Raw genomic sequence first — 20300 nt, 5'->3', positions numbered from 1 at the left:
ATTTTTTCTGCAATTGCTGATAATAATACGGCCATATGAATTTCGTATCTGCACCAAAATCATGTACAAGCAATTGTTATAAATTTCACTGAGATTCAAAATTTATTTTTCCAATAATAATCACTTAATACTTCTGCCAGGGCTTCCGTTGATCGATGAAGTTCTTCTACCGTATTATCTACACCCCCAATTTCTATAATTATCGAGTTAGGAGAAAGATCTTGATTGTATACGCCATTCCCTTGAATACTACTTTTTTGTAGTATCCCTTTTGACAATGTTGGGTATCTATTCTCTAATAGCCTATGTAAATTCTTTGCAAATTGAAGATTCTTTTCAAATTCTGCATGCCCAGTTCCAACTACAAAAAGTAGATTTGCATATTTTGCTCTATTTATTTCAGTAGTAGTATTCTCTTTTCGCAATGAATCACGGTGAATATCTATAAAGTATTCAAGGTTTTTATTTTCTTTTTGTGATAGTTGCACTAGCTCCCTTGAAACGTTGTAAGAGCTCGTGTAATCTAAGTTTTTAGAATCTACAAGCTGTACAATATCTGTTGTATCAACTTTGGTACCTACTCCTCTTTGTTCCATTGCTCGCCCTAGCATTTTTCCTACCAGCGTTATGTTCGCTACCGAGTGGTAAGCTTCATCTGGCTTGCTTATATCTTTTAAATAGGGCAAAAAGGATTCCCTACTATGGGAATGATAAATATAAAAAACTTCTTTACCAAAAGTAGAATGGTTAGCCGAAATTTCTTTTGGAGATTTCATTTCCCCAAAAATTTTCTCAATATTTTTTAATCGAAGCGTTTTGTCTTTTAATACTATTTCCATAGGTAGCTTTAATTCATCTCTATCCGTGTTTTCAAAAGTTTTATCCTCTTCTGAATTTTCTATGGATATATTAAGAGTGGGCTTTTCTTTATTTAAAAAATTATTTATTAATTCATTCTCTCCATTCGTTTTATCATTAAGTTTATAGGTCATTGCCACCCAAATAGTAGCCATCGCCCAGATAAGGAATAGGAAAATCGCAATATATAGAAATAGCTTTGCCCTATTCTTTTCCTTTCCCTTTCTTTTGTTCTTATCTTCTGTTAATTTAAGAGACATTTAGACCCTTCCCTTGCTTTATTTATTAATTGAAATTACGTATCTAAAAACACCCTCAAGTTTACCCAAACTATTACTTGAAGGTGTTTTTATTTACTTATATTGTGGTATTTCTTTTTTCATTAATGGCACAAGTAATTAGATTTAGATTACTTCTACTTGCCCCATCATACCGTTTTCTTCATGTTCAAGCACATGACAGTGGAACATGTATATACCTTTATGATTAAATTTGACAGCTAATTTAACAGCTTGTCCAGGTTCAATTGAAATTGTATCCTTCCATCCCTGTAAGTTTACTGGTGGCTCATTTCCATCAATTGAAACAACTTTGAATTGAGTACCATGAATATGGAATGGATGAATCATCCCTCCCATTGCATCTGGTTTATTGTAAATTTCCCAAATTTCTGTTTCACCTTGCTTCTGTGAAAAATCAATTCGATTCATATCAAATTGCTTGCCATTAATATATACCATTTTCCCCATACCAAAAAGTTCAAGTTTTTTCGTTACGGGTAAGTTTTTCTCTTCGTCTGTCACTACGTAATCATTTAAATTTTTTGAGATTTCTATAGGATTTACTTTTTGTTCATCAATAATAAATTGTAATAAAATTGCATCGTCTTCATTCAATAGTACAACTTCACTTTCAGAATCGTATTTTGAAAAGTCGACAATAATTTCTGCCCGCTCACCCGGTGTTAGTGTAATTTCGCTCATCTCAGTTGGTTTATTTAATAATCCACCATCAGTTGCTACTTGTTGGAATTTATCGCCAGTATTTAATTTAAATGTGTAGTTTCGTGCATTCGCTCCGTTTAATAAACGAAGTCGCACCTTCTCCTTTCCTATTGTAAGTTTTGGATTTAACGTACCATTAACTAATAACGTATCTCCGATTGTACCATCATCGTTACGTACTGCTTGATAATCAAACTGTTTTTCGTCCGTGAATTCTCTATCTTGGAATACTAACGGAAAATCATTTACACCATATTCTTTCGGTAATTCTAGATTTTTCGAGTTATTATCTTCAATATAAATTAACCCTGCTAAACCTTTATATACTTGTTCTGCTGTAGCACCTACAGGATGGGGATGGAACCATAGCGTTGAAGCACCTTGACTGACAGTAAACTTCACATCTTTCATTTCGCCTGGTTCTAAAAGTTGATGCGGACCGCCGTCACCTTCACCTGGTATATCTACACCGTGCCAATGAAATGTTGTTGATTCAGCTAGTTCATTTTTTGTTCTGAATATTACCGTTTCTCCTTCATTCACCCGAATTACCGGCCCTAAAAACGAGCCATTATATCCGAATGTTTGAGTTTGAACTCCCTTAAAAATTTCTGTTGTACCTTGTTGCGCATTAATATTAACAATTCCATCTTTCGGTTCAATTAATTGTGGAATTGCTAACTCATTTTCCCCAGTTGAGTTATTTAGAGCAACAAGGTTTGTATGACTTGCATGACCGTTTTCCATATCCATTTCTTCATCGGTCATGTTTGAGTGGTCCATACCTTCCCTATTTGCCATTTCTTCATCAGTCATGTTCGAATGATCCATCGTCTCATGTTTGTCAGTTTCAGAACTAGTTGCACTACAGCCTGCAATAATTACGCTACTAGCTAATAATGTAGTAACGAACAAATTAAACTTCATTTTATTTCCTCCTTATGATTTATTACAAATAAACTGTAACAAATAGATATGAAAAAAATATGCAGTTTAACGGAAACACGTATATATGACAAAATCAAAAAAATGCCCATGTCACAATTGACCATTAGGCATCTCCTTTTTACGATATGTTATTGTGCAGCTAATTCCCTTTCAGTTATCTAATTATAATTGGTTGCTTTTTCATCTGTTGTCGAGATGTAATCTACTATATGTACTATCGATTGTTGAAGTTGCACCTTCCATTCATTCATATAGTAAAAATATTTTTTAATGCTTAGAGCAATGGATACCACCAAGCAATATTTTTTACTTTTATATTCCCCAATAAGTAATTGTGTCGAGGAAGCCAATGAAAATTAGCACAATCCCAGCAATCCTTTGTATGACTCTTCCAACCTTCATACTCTTTTTCATAATTAAGCCTTTCACATCAAAATACCATATTAAGCCTAACATAATGATTACAGGAATAGATGTTGCAACTCCAAATATTGCGGGAAGTACTAGCCCATAAGATGTAGATACTACAGTAGGCATTAGCCAAACGAAAAAGAGGACAAACATTGTAGGGCAAAATGCAATTGCAAAACTCGCGCCTAAAAGGAATGAACCTACCTTTCCCTTTTTGAATCTTTCTGGAATACGAAGAGTTAAGCGATCTAAAAACCGTAGCTTTAATAAGCCTAACAGTACAAGACCAGTAATAATTAATAAGGGGCCAATTATTTTACGGAATACTGGAAAATACTCCGTCATTTTTGTTTCAAATGATTGACCGAAAAGCCACGCAAATAATCCGATGGCGCTATAAACCATTACTTTCCCCATAATGAAGGATGCAATTACTCTCCAACTTTTGTCCATTTGAATTGTTCGGTTTCCATAAAGGGTTATTGCACTAATGTTACCTGTCAGCTGACATGGTGCAACTGCGCCAATTACCCCAAGAAGAAGAGCTATAAAAAGTGGAGAATGATCATATGAATGTAAAAAAGTAGAGACGGGATCGCTTATTATTTGACTTATTTGAGACAAAAAACTATACACTTTATTGTCACCTTCTCTACTTATTTATTGGTATTTCATTTACTGTTGACACATACTGGAACTATTTTTAATGCTTAAACCAATTGCATTGTTGTGATACAAGTACCATCATTTTCAAATGTAGAAAATTCGGATTCAACCGTTTTTCCTTGATGCTCAATTTTTATTTGAAACGATTGTTCACGTGGTAACCATAAATCAATAAATCCATTTGCTTCTGTTATTAATGTATCATCTACTAAGACATTGCCTTCAGCATCCTCAATATATACATTGAACTGCTCACTTACCATTTCACCTTGGCATCCTGTTAAACTATGGTTATCGCAAGGATGTGTTTCATTTATGTATGGGGCAATTGAAACAAAAAATTCATCTTTCGGAAGGTTATAAACTTGCTCTGTTCCATCATTATCTGTAACAAATAGTTGTTTGGATGTTATAGATACTGACTTAGCTGTGATATTACGTACACTATAATCTTGAACCAATTCCTTTATTTCTTCCGTTTCAGTTTTTATAGGATTGTTTTCCTCAATCGTATTTTCTTCACTACAAGCAACTAATAGAACAGCTGCAAAAATAGTACTAATAAGCATTTTCACTTTCGTTCACCTCATGTTTTTTTAGATTTTATTGACTAACAAATATTTGTTCTTTAGCAATCGACAATGTTAGTATACGAAATAAATATGGAGAAATTATGCAGATGATTTATTCGCTAAATATATTGTCACAATGTTTTCCACTCTTGTTTTTTAGTTGACTATGTGCGGACAAAAGTAATTACTTTAGCATTAAAAAGGAGCTGCCCGAAAAATGGACAGCTCCTTTTTAATTTACTTGTTTTAAATCTCTTAAGTAATACACCAATTGATTACTTGGTTCTCATCAATTCAAGTATGTAAAAAAGTGTGATTTTGTACGATAACTCCAACAAATATTATAAAACAGAAAAACGAGCACATAGATTTAATCTACATGCTCGCTTTAGCATTAAATTACCTTTTGATCTAAACGTACTTTTAACTTTTCTAACATATCTATTGTCATTTTTTCTAAGTTATAGCTTGCTTTAAAGCCCCACTCTTCTATCGCCGCTGACGAATCGATTGCGTTTGGCCAGCTGTCGGCAATTGCCTGTCTCACTGGGTCTACCTCATAGTCCATCGTAAATGTTGGAATATGCTTTTTGATTTCTGCTGCGATTTGTGATGGTTCGAAGCTCATCGCTGAAATATTAAATGCATTGCGATGTACGAGTTTCGCTGGGTCTGCCTCCATTAAATCAACAATCGCCTGCAGCGCATCTGGCATATACATCATATCCATGAAAGTACCTTCTGCGATATACGATGTGTAACGACCTTCTGCAATGGCTTTGTAGTAAATGTCTACCGCATAATCTGTCGTTCCACCACCAGGAGGCGTCACATACGAAATTAACCCTGGAAAACGAACACCGCGCGTATCTAAACCGAAACGTGTGTAATAATAGTCACATAATAATTCACCAGCAACTTTATTTACCCCATACATTGTAGTTGGGCGTTGCAGTGTATCTTGTGGCGTATTGTCCTTTGGTGTTGAAGGGCCGAATGCGCCGATTGAGCTTGGTGTGAAAAATTGCATGTCTAATTCACGTGCTACTTCAAGTGCATTCATTAAGCCGCCCATATTTAAATTCCATGCGAATACCGGATTTTTTTCCGCTGTTGCAGATAGTAATGCAGCCATGTGAATCATCGTGTCCGCACCGAAGTCATGTGCGAGTGTATGCATGCGTTTCCCATCTGTTACGTCCAACACTTCAAACGGTCCCTCATGTTGATCAATTTTCCGAATATCTGTTGCTAATACATTGTCAATGCCATACGTATGGCGTAATTTCTCTACTAATTCTGAACCAATTTGACCTAAAGCACCGGTCACCATAATTTTTTTCACACTTAATGCCTCCCTATCCTCGAAAAAAGTATTCCAATAAAACATTTATTAACACAAATGTCCTCTGTAAAAAAACATTCAACTAAAGACAAAACCTAATTTGAAAAGCTTTTTCTCGGATTTATTATAGGGTGTTCTTTTATAAAATACAATATTTCATAAAAATTCTTTTTCAGTAATACAATTGTCCGTCTCAAATATGCGAATTGTGTTATCTTTCTTACGGTGGGACAAAAATCCCTCAAAATATCCCAATTTAACGACTAATGACAATAGCATTCATGCTTGCAAGCGCATCTTTTAAATTGTGGCACGGGATTCATAAAATTGGCGTGTTCACAACCAGCTATAAACTGTCCTCTGTCTCCATTCATTTTATTCAACTCCCCTTGTTTTTGCCTTCGACTATTATAGAGCGCTGCATTGTATTGCCAGTCTTTGTGCATAAAATTCAAGTAACAACAGTGGAACAATTACATGCGATTTTGATGCGTATGCACTGTTAAACACCATGACAAACATTTTAAAAATTGATGATTATTACGGGAGAGACAGTTGAAGTCAATTGCGCCTCGGCTATCTTTGGTCCAGATTTTTTTAAGTTCACTTGAAAAACTCCTCTAAAAAATCTGTGACATCCGCTGAATCAAGTAAAAAAAGCGCACCTTATCAATGTAGGCGCACTTTCAACAATTATTATTTAACTACCTTCTCATAAAGATTCGGACGGCGATCATCGTAAACAGGAATACGTTCACGCACCTCGTCTACCGTTGAAAAATCAACATCAACAATGGCTAACTCCTCATCTTCCGCACCTGTCCAAAGTACTTCACCCCACGGTCCGATAATCATCGATTGCCCGTTGAAATTCTCGACTTTACGTGCAATACGATTGACCGCAATGACAAAGCACTGATTTTCAATGGCACGCGCTTGCAGTAAAATTTTCCAATGGTCAATACGTGGCGTTGGCCATTGTGCTGGAATGAATAACACCTTTGCGCCGTCTAATGCATGTGAACGCAGCCATTCTGGGAAACGAATGTCATAGCAAATTACGCCTCCTGCTTCTAAACCATCGAGTGCAAAACGATTCATCGCATCACCTGATTGCAAATACAAATGCTCATCCATTAAACGGAATAAATGCACTTTGCTATATTCGCCGACTAATTCACCTGCACGATTATACGTGTACATCGTATTATAAAACTCGCCATCACGCTTCACCGCAACTGAACCACCGACAATATGTACTGCTAATTCTTTTGCAAGCGTACTTAAAAACGCTTTCGAACGCTCACCGTTTTCATCCGCTAGCTCCTCTAATTTCTCAAGTGCATAGCCTGTGTTCCACATTTCGGGTAACACAATGATTTCCGCGCCCCCTGCAGCTGCCTCTCGAATCAATTTTTCGGCACGCTCATAGTTTTCGTCGACTTTGCCAAAACCTACATTTAATTGGATACAACCGATTTTCATATGTAAACACCGTCCTCTACAAATTTCACTACACTTTAAATTATCATAATTTTCACTTTACTTAAACCTAGAAAAGTACTAAGCTTATTTTTAATCTTTGAAAAACACAAATTGTACGAGTTAAAATATTTTCTTATGTACCATACATCGAAAAGCTTATACTCTCCTAATCTACAAAAAAGGGAATGAACAAAACCATGAAATTTTCGAAAAAACTACAACAGCTACCTCCACAATTTTTTGCGACGCTTGTCGGGAAAGTCAACGAGGCACTTGCACAAGGGCGTGATGTGATTAATTTAGGGCAAGGCAACCCTGACCAGCCAACACCCGATCATATTATTGAAACCTTACAAGTGGCGGCAACCAATCCACAAACACATAAATATTCACCGTTTCGTGGCATTGCTGAGCTACGTCAAGCAGCAGCGGACTTTTATAAGCGTGAATACAATGTCGACATTGACCCAAACACCGAAGTTGCAATACTTGGTGGTACAAAAGTCGGGCTAGTTGAACTGCCCCTTGCTGTTTTAAATCCCGGTGATTACATGTTGCTTCCTGACCCAGGCTATCCTGATTATTTATCAGGCGTTGCGCTTGCGGATGTAAAATTTGATACATTACCATTAACTGCACAAAACGACTTTTTACCGGATTATAACGCTCTATCTGACGAAGTGAAAGAGCGCGCGAAATTAATGTACTTAAACTACCCAAACAATCCAACTGGTGGTGTTGCATCGGCTGAATTTTTTGAGGAAACAGTTCTATTTGCCAAAGACAACCAAATCGCTGTTGCCCATGACTTCGCCTACGGAGCAATTGGTTTTGACGGCAAACGTCCACCGAGCTTCTTACAAGCAACCGGCGCAAAGGTTATCGGTATTGAATTGTATACCCTGTCAAAATCATTCAACATGGCGGGCTGGCGTATCGGCTTTGCAGTTGGTAATGCTAAAATGATTGAAGCCATTAACATCATTCAGGACCATTTGTTTTGCAGTCAGTTCCCAGCTATTCAGCATGCGGCTGCTACGGCACTAAATGAAGAACAAACTTGTGTTGAAAATTTGCGTGCACTCTATGAAAGTCGCCGCAATACGCTTGTTGAAGAAGCACAGAAAATTGGCTGGACTATTACCGCTCCAAAGGGTTCGTTTTTTGCATGGTTACCTGTCGCTGACGGTTATACAAGCGAGCAATTTGCCGACCTATTACTTGAAAAGGCAGATATCGCAGTCGCTCCCGGCAATGGTTTCGGTGAATACGGGGAAGGCTATATCCGCGTAGGGTTGCTCGTTGATGAAAACCGTCTACGTGAAGCGATGCAACGTGTTGCAAAATTAGAACTATTTACTGTAAAAGTACAATAATAACAGGCTCCGCGCTACTAAAATTGTAGTACGGAGCCTTTTTGTTTATGTCTAGGCATTCACACCAGCCCCTCGGTCATTTAGGTCCCTCGTGCAAAAGTGGTGAAGCGTTTACTTTTGCGTCAATCCCACAATGTCTATACGGGCTAAACAGGTATGATGCTTTTCTTATTGAATTACACCTAATTCACGACCTACTTTTGCGTAAATGGCTAATGCGTCATCTAACATTTCTTTTGTATGTGCTGCTGTTGGCATATTACGCACGCGACCTGTTCCTTTTGGTACCGTTGGGAATACAATCGACTTTGCGTACACACCTTCTTCGATTAATCGTTTGGAGAATTGCTGTGTTAATTTTTCATCGCCAATAATACAAGGTGTAATTGGTGTTTCTGATTCCCCGATATTAAAGCCAAGCTCGTTTAAGCCTTTCTTTAAATAATCACCGTTGTTCCAAAGCTTGTCATGCAGCTCTGTTGATTCCATAATGATTTCCACAGCGCGTGTAATGGCTGCAACATCCCCTGGTGGTAATGCTGTCGAGAATAAAAACGGACGAGAACGAACCTTTAACCAATCGATTAAATTTTTCTTCCCTGCCACATAGCCACCAACAACACCGATTGCTTTTGATAGTGTGCCGATTTGGAAATCGATTTCGTTTTGTAACCCGAAGTGCTTCACTGTACCCGCACCTTTACCTGTTACTCCTGAACCGTGTGCATCGTCTACATACGTAATCAAATCAAATTCTTTTGCGATTTCTACGATTTCAGGTAGCTTTGCGATGTCACCATCCATTGAGAACACGCCGTCAGTAATAACCATGACTTTATTGTAAAGGCCTGATTCTGTCGCTTCTTTTGCTTTCGCACGTAAATCTTCCATGTCTGCGTGTGCAAATGGAATGATTTTCGCTTTTGATAAACGGCAGCCGTCGATAATGGAAGCATGGTTCAAAGCATCTGAAAGGATGGCATCGTTTTTATCCATAACAGCAGAAATCGCCGCCATATTACAGTTAAAGCCAGATTGATAGCTAATCGCCGCTTCTGTCCCTTTGAATTTTGCTAATGTTTGTTCTAATTTCACATGTAAATCTAATGTACCGTTAATTGTTCGAACCGCACCCGCACCGACACCATATGTTTCGATTGTGTTTTGTGCTATTTTCTTTAATTCATCATTTGTCGCTAAACCTAAGTAGTTATTTGATGATAGATTAACTAATTTTTTGCCTGCTACTTGAATGATCGGGCCATTCGCACCTTCAACAGGATCAATTTCGTTGTATAAACCTTGAGTGCGTAGGTCTTGTAAATTTTCATCTAAAAAGGTATTTAATACGTTTGACATGCTCGTTCATCCTTTCAAATTCAACATCAGTTATAGTGTAGCATAAGTTGCCAATATTTTACGTGAGTGGCTCACCAATAATTTTTTCAAGTTTGTTTTTAAAGAAAAATAATGCGGGTTGAATAATATAGCCCGTTCCAAGCGCTAAAATAATCGTACCAAGGCCAACCGGTCCACCAAGTAGCCAGCCAATGCTTGCCGCAATCACTTCCATCACCATACGCCCCGTTTTTACCGAATAGCCCTTGCTCGCAATAATCATCATCACCGTATCCCGTGGTCCTTCCCCAAGACTTGCCGCAATATAAAGCGCACAGCCAATACTCATGACAAAAAAGCCTACTATAAAATAGCTAATTTCAAAAACAAATAGAGACGCCTCTGGTAATAGCCAGTTAAATAAATCAATAAACGAACCGATTAATAGCATGTTTAAAAAAGTAGCTAATTTCGGAACACGTTTAAGATACATCGACGTTACGCAAATAATGAATAGCCCTGTTAAAATTGACCACATACCGATCGTCAAACCAAATTGGTTAAACATTCCGATATGGAATACATCCCATGGGCTTGTGCCAATGACATTGCCCTTAATTGTCAGTGTAATGCCGAGTGCCATCACCATCAGTCCGACAAAAAAGCTACCCCACTGCCACCAAAATTTTTTCGACATATAAATCCTTCTTTCTATTGTGTTACAAGCTGGGCAAATTGCGCATTCGATGCTTTCGCCAAATCTGTCGGTGCGAGTTTCATTTGCATGCCAATCTTTCCTGCGCTGACAATTATGTAATCAAGCGTTTCAGCTGTTTGCTCGATATACGTTGGGAATAGTTTTTTCATACCAATTGGCGAACAACCACCTCGTACATAGCCCGTTAAACCAAGCAGCTCTTTTACCGCAATCAGTTCTACCTTTTTCTCGCCGACCACTTTTGCTGCGGCCTTTAAATTGAGCTCGGCTTCAACCGGAATAACGAACACAAAATAATCCCCCTTTCCCGCAGTGGCAATCAATGTTTTGTAAACATGTTCAACCGGTTGACCAATTTTTGCTGCGACCGTTACACCATCTACCGCATTACCATCTTCTGACGTGTATTCAAAAATTTCATGTACAATTTTTTTCTGTTCAATCAATCGAATCGCATTTGTCTTCACATGTTTCTTTGCCAAAACTATCACTCCTGTGTTTTCGTTAAAAATTAGTATAGCACCTTTGATTGAAATTGGAATCATTCCATTTAAGTGGGCAAAAATAAAACCCGCAGTAGCACGAATTGGCTAAAGCGAGTTTTCATTTATGCAACTTGTGAGAAGGTCGGTTCTGTTACAGAACGGTAGCCGTTTTTCACCATTGCAATATGGGAACTATATTTTTGTGCTGCGTTGTTAAATGTACGTTGGAATAACAGCTTTTCTAAATCTTTCCCAAAAATCGTTTGTTCTTCTGGATTACGGTTAAAATCCTTTTGGAATTTTTCCGGCATTTCAAATGTGAAATCTTCATCTGCAAATGGTGCCGATTCTTCTTGTTCTTCCATTACTTCGCCGTATTTATCGGCACGTACTTGCTGAATTTGTGCTGAAGCACTTGCCGCTACACGTAAATCTTGCGAGGAAGGCTCTGCTGGTGCCAATGCGGCTTGACGTACCCTTTCAAGTAGCGCAATGGTTTCATCTGACTCTCCATTAGTTGCCGGCATTTGAATCGCTACTTCGCCGCCATTAATATAGCGCTGATTGTCTGGTCCTGTTGTTTGCGTATACGTAATTGCGCCCGTCACACCTGCCCCTGCCGATTTGTGGGCATTTTCATGCGCTATGACTTCTTGCTCGGTTTGCTTTAACTGTGAAAGTTCCTCTTTTCCTTTTGGACGCGCTAGCTCCTCGTCCTTTGACTCCACTAAAGTCTGCTGCGAATCTTTACGGGCAGCTGCATCTGCCTCGTGTAATTCCTTCTCTGTTTTACCAGAAAGTAAATTTTCAAGCGCTTGGAGCATTGGGTTTTTGCTTGCATTTGCATATTTCGCATGCTTTTTATAAGCATCGCCAACCTCTTTGCGCTGGACTGAGCGTTTTCTTTCTTCTAAATCAGGATTATAACCATGCAATAAACTAGAAATTTTCATAACTATTCACCTCTTTTTTAAAAGTTTATATAGGGTATTATCGCATGGGAAAATAAAACATTCACTAATTATACATATTTTGAATCTTTTGGACTAATATTGGTATGTTACTAGTTATCACACTTGAAGTACAATTTCCTGCAATTTGTTACCTTTTATTTGTAAAATAGATTCTTTGTAATAATGCTACTTTTCACTAAAAAACGCCTAAAGGAATGACATCCTCTAGGCGTGTTTTGTTATTTATCTACCTTAAAGCCTTTTAACAAATCTGCAAACGCATTGTTAATTGGCTCTGCTTCTTTTTCCTGCTGCTTCATAAATTTTTGTACGCTACGTTTATCCACTTTTCCGCCGCCATCTTTTTTTCGACGCGCTTCAAAGGCTGATAGTTTTTCACGATAGCCGCATTTACATACGAAAATTTGGCCATCACCTTGCCCGTGTAGCTCTAGCTTCTTCTTACACTGTGGACAGCGTGCGTTCGTTACGCGTGATACGTTTTTACGATGACCACATTCACGGTCTTGGCACACAAGCATTTTTCCTTTTTTACCGTTCACTTCAAGCATTGGCTTACCACAATCTGGGCAAGTTTTTGTAGAAATATTATCATGCTTGAATTTTTTATCGCTGTTTTTAATGTTAGCAACTACAGTTTTTGTATGCTGCTTCATTTCGTTAATGAAAACGTCTTTTTTCAGTTTGCCTTTTGCAATCAACTCTAACTTTTGCTCCCACTCAGCTGTTGTTTCAGGCGACTTTAATTCATCAGGTACTAAATCTAACAACTGACGACCTTTTGATGTTATATGAATATCTTTACCACGCTTTTCGATTAAGAACGAGTTAAATAGCTTATCGATAATATCAGCACGTGTCGCTACCGTCCCTAATCCGCCTGTGGACTTTAATGTATCTGCAAGCTGTTTGTTTTGTGTATTCATATACTTCGTTGGATTTTCCATGGCAGATAATAAAGTTGCCTCTGTAAAGCGTGCAGGTGGTTTCGTTTGACCTGAAGTTTGTGCAAGTAGGTTCACCTTTAATGTTTGCCCTTTTTCAAGGCGTGGTAATAACTGCTCTTTTACTTCGTCTGTTTCTTCGTCTTCAAAATGATTCGAATAGACTTCCTTCCAGCCCATTGCTAAAACTGTTTTCCCTCGTGCGATAAATTTTTCTGAACCGATTTCAGCCTGAAGCGTTAATTGCTCATACTCATAAGCCGGGAACAATACCGCTAAGAATCGCTTTACAACTAAATCATAAATTTTGCGTTCTTTATCTGAAAATGCCGAGAAATTCACGTATTCTTCTGTTGGTATGATGGCGTGGTGATCACTTACCTTGCTGTCATCAACAAACGATTTATTGGCTTTAACCGGCTTTGTTAATACCTTATTGGCTAAGGGACGATATTCACCAACCCCACATGCTTTTAATCGCTCTGGCAAGGTTGGAACAATATCACTTGAAAGATAGCGTGAATCCGTACGAGGATATGTCAGTACCTTATGTGACTCATAAAGCTTTTGCATAATATTTAATGTTTCTTTTGCTGAGTAACCGAACATTTTGTTGGCGTCGCGCTGTAATTCCGTTAAATCGTACAGCCCTGGTGCGAACGTTTTTTTCGGCTTGCGGTCGATGGCTACAACCGTTGCCTCTTTTTTATCTAGTTTATTTACAATGGCATCTATTTTTTCTTTCGCAAAACTACGTGAATTACCATTTGCATCTTGCCATGTTAATTTTAAATCCTTCGTTTGTGCTTCAATGCCGTAATAAGTTTGGGCTTGGAAATGTTTTATTTCATCTTCACGCGCCGCAACCATTGCGACAACTGGCGTTTGAACGCGCCCCGTATTTAACTGTGCATTATGCTTTGTGGATAGCGCTCGAGTCGCATTCAATCCTAAATACCAGTCTGCTTCACTACGCGCTACAGCAGCATAGTACAGATTTTCGTACGCTTTCCCTGGTTTTAAATTGGCAAATCCTTCTTTAATGGCTTTATCGGTTACCGACGAAATCCATAAGCGCTTAATAGGCTTATTTACTTTCGCGCGATCAATAATCCAACGTGCCACAAGCTCGCCCTCGCGTCCAGCGTCTGTTGCGATAATAATTTCACTTACATCACCGCGCGTTAGCTGTGATTTTACGGCATTGTATTGCTTGCTCGTTTGCTTAATTGTCGTTAGCTTTAAGCGCTCTGGCAGCATCGGTAAGTCTTCTAAATTCCATTTTTTATATTTTTCATCGTAGCTTTCTGGATCCGCTAATGTCACTAAATGCCCTAATGCCCATGTCACGATATATTTGTCGCCTTCTAAAAAGCCGTTTCCTTTTTTAGTACACTTCAGCACGTTGGCAATATCGCGCGCTACTGATGGTTTTTCTGCTAATACTATACTTTTAGCCATTGTGTTACACCCTTTCAAACAATCGTTGTGTTTACTATAACACACATCAAAACGAGCACCTATTTCGGGAGCAATGAACTGTTGAGCGCATTCGTAAAGTATCGTTCACTATGGGCTAAAAAAATGCGCCATTAGCGAACAAACTGCTAATGGCGCATTTTAATTATAGTTTGAAATGATTTACTTCGAGCTGTAATTGTTCGGCTAATTCCGATAATGCCTGTGCATTTGCGGAAATTTCTTCGGTTGATGCAAGCTGTTCTTCAGTTGCCGCACTTGTGTCACTTGCGATATTTGCTGTTTGAGTTGCAAGTAGTTGCACACGCTTTGCACTATCTGAGACTGCTCCTGTCATCGCTTGAATGGCTTCAACTGCCGTCGATACAGATTCGACGCTGTGCACGACATCTTCAATGCCTGTTTCGATTTTTAGGAACACTTGTAACGATTCTGTTGTTTTTTCCATCCCTGCATTCACCTTCGTGCCACCATTAACAATAGTTCTCGTTGCCTCACTTGATGTTTGCTGAATTTGCTGCACCATGCGCTCGATTTCAGTAGCAGAGTTTTTCGATTGCTCTGCAAGTTTTCTAACTTCATCAGCTACAACTGCAAACCCTTTACCATGTTCTCCTGCACGTGCCGCTTCAATTGCCGCATTTAATGCTAGAAGATTGGTTTGATCTGCAATATCAGTAATAAGCCCGGTAATTTGTTGAATGCCGGTTGAGTGTTGCTCCATTTCATGCATCATAGTTGTTGTGTTGGCGAATGTTTCATGGATGATTTCCATTTGCGTGACGACATTTTGAATCGATGTTGCACCTCGGCCGATTAACGTTTTCACTTCATTCGTTGCGTGAAGCATTTGCTCGTTATCCCCTGAAATTTGGTCAACGCTTATACGTAGTTCCTCCATCGAATCAATCGATGCACTCATAAAGCTTGATTGCTCCGAACTTGTTGCTAATTGTTTTTCCGCTGAAGTTGCGACCATTTGAGAAGAAGCTAAACTTTCCTGCGAGCTCGCTGATAACTCATCCGCATTCGAAGCCACTTGCTTAGAAGAATCCCTTACATTGGACACAATATTTCGCAAATCTTCTAGCATTTTGTTAAAGCTCTTCCCCATTAATCCGATTTCATCTTTGTTCTTAATATGTAGTGGTTGAATCATTAAGTTACCTTGTGCGATTTCCTCAAGTGCCGTAGTAACCTTGTTTACCGGTTTTGAGATATGACGGCTCATATACGTCGAAACAGCTAACGCAAGTGCAGTGGCAACAACCGTTAAAGCCAGCATCGTAATAAAGGCTATACGCTGAAATCGCTCTATTTCTGCACGCGTATTCTCTATATTTTGTTGTTGTACTTCCACAAGTTCACTAATAATATTCAAAACTTCTGAATTAATACTCATGGAAGTAAGCTGCGCTTTAGAGATGCTTTGTCCTTTTTCTTTCAATTCCATCAATGTATTATTGGCTTCAACTAACAAGCTTTGTTTTTCTTGTAGCTGCTTTAGCAATTGTTCAGAAGCTTTGTCATCATTTAATTCGAGCAACCCTGCTACAGCCTTCTCTTGTTTTTCGATTTCACTCGCAATACTTGATTTTGCTGTTGCTTTATTTAATACAACGTATTCCGTTAATTTTGTTGATAAATCCTTTTGAGCAATTTCTATATCCTTTGCATAAATTATACGTTGCATTTCACGGTCTAAAATATCTTCATACTTACTATTTACAGTACTTAATGCCACTGATCCAATACCGTTAACAAGAAGAATAAGTACAATTGAAATTGAAAAGGATAGCCATAATTTTTTTGAAATTGAATATTTCATCTCGTACCACTCCATTTTTCAGAATTTTTACTGTCCAAGCAAAATTATATACATGTCTTAGGTAAAAAGTCAGCAGAAATTTTGAATTATTCTTAATTCTTAGTACACCCAAAAAATCAAAATATAGTATATTTATTGTATATGAACAACTTCAACAATATTTTTTGAGCTTACCTAGCTAATAATTGTATAAAATTATCGGATAATTTTTTAATCTTTTATTTAGAAAAGTACGTGGTACAAAAATATTCAAATTGCTTGTTTAATTCCATTACTTCCTTCATTTATACGAAAAATCAAAAATTTTCTCGCTATTTCATTAAAATATTGTAGACAGTTGGATAAAGTTGTTATACAATGAGAATAATTAAATTGCTTAGCTGTTAACGATTAATTCACATATTAAAAAAGTGAACGTCTACGCTCCCTTTTTTAATGTGTGAATTTTTTTATACATTTAGCAATTTATACAATTTATTTTTTGGAGGTTTTCTCTCATGCAACAAGGTACAGTAAAATGGTTTAACTCAGAAAAAGGTTTCGGTTTCATCGAAGTTGAAGGCGGCAACGACGTATTCGTACACTTCTCAGCTATCCAAGGTGAAGGATTCAAAACTTTAGACGAAGGTCAAAAAGTTGAGTTCGACGTTGAAGAAGGTAACCGCGGACCACAAGCTACTAACGTTACAAAACTTTAATTTTAACGAATTAAGTTCATATAGTTAGTTGCAAGAAGCACACTCTTTGTGAGTGTGCTTCTTTTATTATGTAAAATAGCTATTTTCATTTCTAGATAAAACAGCAAGCCCCTATAAAAAAAGAGGCTGGGACAAAACGAAATTTTAACGGGTCTGCTAAAATCTCACCTGTTGTCCCAACCTCATGTCCATACAATTACACCGAGGCGTAACTGCATGCAGATTTTTTTCAAGTTGGCTCTAAAAACGCATCCAAAAATCTATGTCATCTGCCTAGGCTTTAACTTGCTTCCGCAAAAACAAGTTCAATCTATTCATCTTTTGTTCGTTTTTTAAATAAAAGAACTGCTATGACAATTGCGACCACTGTCCAAATAGTAATCAGTAGTAATGGTTGGACAATCTCCCCCACTGAAGCGCCCTGCTGCGAATGTTCTGCTAAAATTACCAACTGCGCACTTGGTAGCCATTGTGCAATTTTATACATAACGTTCGTTTCAGTTAAATTCAAGGCCATTGGACCAAACGAAAACACGAGTATGATGGGTAAAACCGCTAATGATGCTTCCATTACAGACTTTGTAAATAAGCCACAAATTGTTCCGACAGCTAAATAAAATACCGTTGAAATCGCTAAAACCAAAACAATAGGGACTACTTGACTCGGAGCGTACCCAACAATATACGCACTTACCGCTAAAATGACCCCAGTCACGATAAAGACAAGCAAGCTTTTTCCTAATAAAATATCCGCTATTGATGCAGGTGACATCATGAGACTACGTAATGTATTGCGTTCTTTTTCTTCCGCAATTAAACACGATTGTACATATGCTGTTACCATCGAAAATGTCATATTGAGTGGTAAAAAGTAACTTTGTATCGATTCTGCACCTGTTTGGCGGTACATAAGGGCTAAAATAAGTGGTAAAAAGATTACCATTGAAATTGCGTAATTTCGAGAAAATTCTTTATAATCCTTCATGAAAATAGCTTGAATACGTTTTAATGATACGTTCATAGTAAATCACTCCCTGTTAATTTTACAAAAATATCCCCTAATGATGGCTCATTTGAATGCATACGTGCGATTTGATCATTTTTCATCCAGTTCATTACGCTTACGGCATCTTCCTCGCCATTCACAACAACATGTCGCTCCCCTGTATCTAATTCAATAGTAAATGAATGGTCACTGTACTTTTTCTTTAAGGCAGCGGGTGTATCCAATTCGCGAATTTCCCCTTTGTGTAAGAAGGCAACGCGGTCACAAAGTAGCTCTGCTTCTGCCATATTGTGCGTTGTCAAAAAGATCGTCGTGCCTAATTCATTTAATTTTCGTAAGCCTCTATAAATATGTTGCGCATTCACAGGATCTAGCGCGGATGTCGGCTCATCTAAAAACAATAGCTGCGGTTTATGCATAATTGTTCGCGCTAAAATGACACGCTGCAGCATCCCTTTTGAAAGCTGGTTGACCTTTTTCTTACGTTGATTTTGCAAATTAACAAATTGTAATGCTTCTTCAACAGCGGTATTCGAAATACCGTATAAATTACTGTATAATAATAAATTCTCTTCGACCGTTAAGCGTTGATAAAGTCCGCTATTATCCGTAAGTAAGCCTATTTTCGCTTTTTGCTGTGGCTTATGCATTTCACTCGCAGGCTGCCCGAAAACAAAAGCATGGCCACTTGACTGCGTTAATTGCGCTGTCAGTATTTTAATGGTTGTTGTCTTGCCTGAACCGCTTGGTCCTAAGAAGCCAAAAATCTCTCCTTTTTTAATGGAAAACGAAACATCCTTTAATGCTTCCTCGCTTCCAAATTTCATTCGCATGTTTTGCACATCAATAATCGTTGTCATATTGGTGCCTCCTTTAATTCGGTTGTTATCATCAATTTAAAGGACTCTGTCAGCTCATGCATTATTATGCACGTGAGTTGTAGCTTTTTGTTACTGTTTCGTGTTATATGACGATGAATGGTACAGGAAATTTCCCAGGAAATACGTTAAATTCCGACAAGCTCCTTCAGTTCTGCTAACTTATTTCGAGAAAGCCGCACTTCTGATTTAGCAGTCCCTTGTAAAACTAAGCTATAGCTGTTGCGTGTCCATGAAATGATTTCACTTACCTTTTGCAAATTGACGATATAAGAACGGTGGCATCTAAAAAAGCCAAAATGCGTGAGTCGTTTTTCTAATTCATTTAACGTCCACGCACATGAATACCCTTCTCCAGCAACATATATGTAAACTTCCCCTTCCACACTTTCTATGTAATCAATTTCAGGGGGATTAAATAAAATAATTTTGTCATTTGCTTTCGTTGGAATTTTTTCAATTTTTATTTGGATTGTTTCGATTGGGGCTGAGTCAGGTTGTTCATCTTTTACATCTAACGTATGTAAGCCATCTGTATCAAGTCTAAAAATGTCGCCACCTACCATAAGTAAATGCTCTAAATTATTCGAAAGTATTAAAACATTTTTATGCACTTGCTTAAACTGCAGCATTAAATGTAAAAGCAACTTTCGTTCGTTTGATTGTAAATTTTGAAATGGCTCAATGAATACATAGTGCTTTTTTTCTTCTAAATAAGGTTGGATAAAACTTAACACTTGGCGTTCATTCGTTGAAAGTTCACTAACGCGCGTTTTTCGCTGCTGTTCAAAATCAAATTCTTTTATTAACTGCTCCGTCGACTGCTTTCCATTATATAAATCGTTATAAAAGCGAAATGTCTCTGCAACGGTTAGCTTTTCATAATGCCCTAGCTGTTGCGTGTGGATATAAATTTCCCTCTTCTTTTGTAATTGATCTTTTAATAAGTTTAGCTTTGTCACATCCGTGTAAATGTTCGTGATGGCTTGTTGAAAATCCAATAGAAACGGAGGTAAAAGTGATTCTCCTAATTCGATTACTTCGTCAATTTTTAATTGCATAACAATACACTCCTTCTCTGTCGAAAATCCGATTACCACTATTATATCGTTTATTCCCATATATTTGAATTTTATGCAAATTTAAAGCCATTGTCCTGTGTAAATTCAAGACAATGGCTTTTCGTATGTGTATTATCCCGCATTAAGGGACAGTAAGACGCCCTCTTCAATTTGGCAAATGAAATGATACAGCTAATTGGGCGATCAACTGTCCCTAAAAGCCCGA

17 protein-coding genes are annotated in these 20300 nt (G+C 37.8%); 2 read left to right on the top strand and 15 right to left on the bottom strand.

From position 1 onward, the window contains the following. Positions 1-95: 95 nt before the first annotated feature. From O7776_RS02240 to O7776_RS02215, 6 genes are all read right to left on the bottom strand, one after another. On the bottom strand, positions 96-1118 hold the full coding sequence (locus tag O7776_RS02240) for a stage II sporulation protein P (RefSeq protein WP_274309032.1): 1023 nt from the start codon (positions 1116-1118) through the stop codon (positions 96-98). Between the two features lie 144 nt (positions 1119-1262). Further along, a complete protein-coding gene (locus O7776_RS02235) occupies positions 1263-2789 on the bottom strand; it encodes a multicopper oxidase family protein (RefSeq protein WP_274309031.1) in 1527 nt (508 codons plus the stop codon). Between the two features lie 333 nt (positions 2790-3122). Next, the gene (locus O7776_RS02230; protein ID WP_274309030.1) at positions 3123-3857 is read right to left on the bottom strand and encodes an urease accessory protein UreH domain-containing protein; all 735 of its coding nucleotides are present in this window, start codon (positions 3855-3857) and stop codon (positions 3123-3125) included. A 74-nt stretch (positions 3858-3931) separates the two neighbouring features. Further along, positions 3932-4456: a CueP family metal-binding protein gene (locus O7776_RS02225; protein ID WP_274310431.1), complete on the bottom strand. Its 525-nt coding sequence runs from the start codon at positions 4454-4456 to the stop codon at positions 3932-3934. 397 nt (positions 4457-4853) lie between these two features. Further along, entirely contained in the window at positions 4854-5804 is a 951-nt protein-coding gene (locus tag O7776_RS02220; protein WP_274309029.1) for an L-threonine 3-dehydrogenase, read from the bottom strand. 696 nt (positions 5805-6500) lie between these two features. Continuing rightward, positions 6501-7289 (bottom strand): carbon-nitrogen family hydrolase, encoded by a 789-nt coding sequence (locus O7776_RS02215; RefSeq protein WP_274309028.1) that lies wholly within the window; start codon positions 7287-7289, stop codon positions 6501-6503. 197 nt (positions 7290-7486) lie between these two features. Between O7776_RS02215 and O7776_RS02210 the strand changes: the two genes are divergently transcribed. Beyond that, positions 7487-8665: a pyridoxal phosphate-dependent aminotransferase gene (locus O7776_RS02210; RefSeq protein WP_274309027.1), complete on the top strand. Its 1179-nt coding sequence runs from the start codon at positions 7487-7489 to the stop codon at positions 8663-8665. 168 nt (positions 8666-8833) lie between these two features. Here O7776_RS02210 and O7776_RS02205 read toward each other — a convergent pair whose 3' ends face one another. From O7776_RS02205 to O7776_RS02180, 6 genes are all read right to left on the bottom strand, one after another. Further along, positions 8834-10024 carry a glycine C-acetyltransferase gene (locus O7776_RS02205; RefSeq protein WP_274309026.1) on the bottom strand — a complete coding sequence of 397 codons (1191 nt, stop codon included), beginning with the start codon at positions 10022-10024 and terminating at the stop codon, positions 8834-8836. A gap of 58 nt (positions 10025-10082) precedes the next feature. Beyond that, positions 10083-10700: a YczE/YyaS/YitT family protein gene (locus O7776_RS02200; protein WP_274309025.1), complete on the bottom strand. Its 618-nt coding sequence runs from the start codon at positions 10698-10700 to the stop codon at positions 10083-10085. Between the two features lie 14 nt (positions 10701-10714). Beyond that, positions 10715-11203: a Cys-tRNA(Pro) deacylase gene (gene ybaK, locus O7776_RS02195; RefSeq protein ID WP_274309024.1), complete on the bottom strand. Its 489-nt coding sequence runs from the start codon at positions 11201-11203 to the stop codon at positions 10715-10717. Positions 11204-11328: 125 nt separating this feature from the next. Beyond that, the gene (locus O7776_RS02190) at positions 11329-12159 is read right to left on the bottom strand and encodes a putative metalloprotease CJM1_0395 family protein (RefSeq protein ID WP_274309023.1); all 831 of its coding nucleotides are present in this window, start codon (positions 12157-12159) and stop codon (positions 11329-11331) included. 239 nt (positions 12160-12398) lie between these two features. After that, a complete protein-coding gene (locus O7776_RS02185) occupies positions 12399-14585 on the bottom strand; it encodes a DNA topoisomerase III (RefSeq protein WP_274309022.1) in 2187 nt (728 codons plus the stop codon). A 163-nt stretch (positions 14586-14748) separates the two neighbouring features. Beyond that, on the bottom strand, positions 14749-16431 hold the full coding sequence (locus O7776_RS02180; protein ID WP_274309021.1) for a methyl-accepting chemotaxis protein: 1683 nt from the start codon (positions 16429-16431) through the stop codon (positions 14749-14751). Positions 16432-16928: 497 nt separating this feature from the next. Between O7776_RS02180 and O7776_RS02175 the strand changes: the two genes are divergently transcribed. Beyond that, entirely contained in the window at positions 16929-17129 is a 201-nt protein-coding gene (locus O7776_RS02175; protein ID WP_008404655.1) for a cold-shock protein, read from the top strand. A 310-nt stretch (positions 17130-17439) separates the two neighbouring features. Here O7776_RS02175 and O7776_RS02170 read toward each other — a convergent pair whose 3' ends face one another. The 3 genes from O7776_RS02170 to O7776_RS02160 form a co-directional block, all read right to left on the bottom strand. Then, positions 17440-18150, bottom strand: a complete 711-nt coding sequence (locus tag O7776_RS02170; protein ID WP_274309020.1) for an ABC transporter permease — start codon at positions 18148-18150, stop codon at positions 17440-17442. After that, positions 18147-18995 carry an ABC transporter ATP-binding protein gene (locus O7776_RS02165; RefSeq protein WP_274309019.1) on the bottom strand — a complete coding sequence of 283 codons (849 nt, stop codon included), beginning with the start codon at positions 18993-18995 and terminating at the stop codon, positions 18147-18149. The genes O7776_RS02170 and O7776_RS02165 overlap by 4 nt, the downstream gene beginning before the upstream one ends. Positions 18996-19141: 146 nt before the next feature. Further along, a complete protein-coding gene (locus tag O7776_RS02160; RefSeq protein WP_274309018.1) occupies positions 19142-20074 on the bottom strand; it encodes a response regulator transcription factor in 933 nt (310 codons plus the stop codon). Positions 20075-20300 lie beyond the last annotated feature (226 nt).

The organism is Solibacillus daqui (genome assembly GCF_028747805.1).
GTDB classification, from domain to species: domain Bacteria; phylum Bacillota; class Bacilli; order Bacillales_A; family Planococcaceae; genus Solibacillus; species Solibacillus daqui.
The sequence above is the reverse complement of the archived record's forward strand: the minus strand, read 5'-3'. Positions and strand labels throughout refer to the sequence as shown.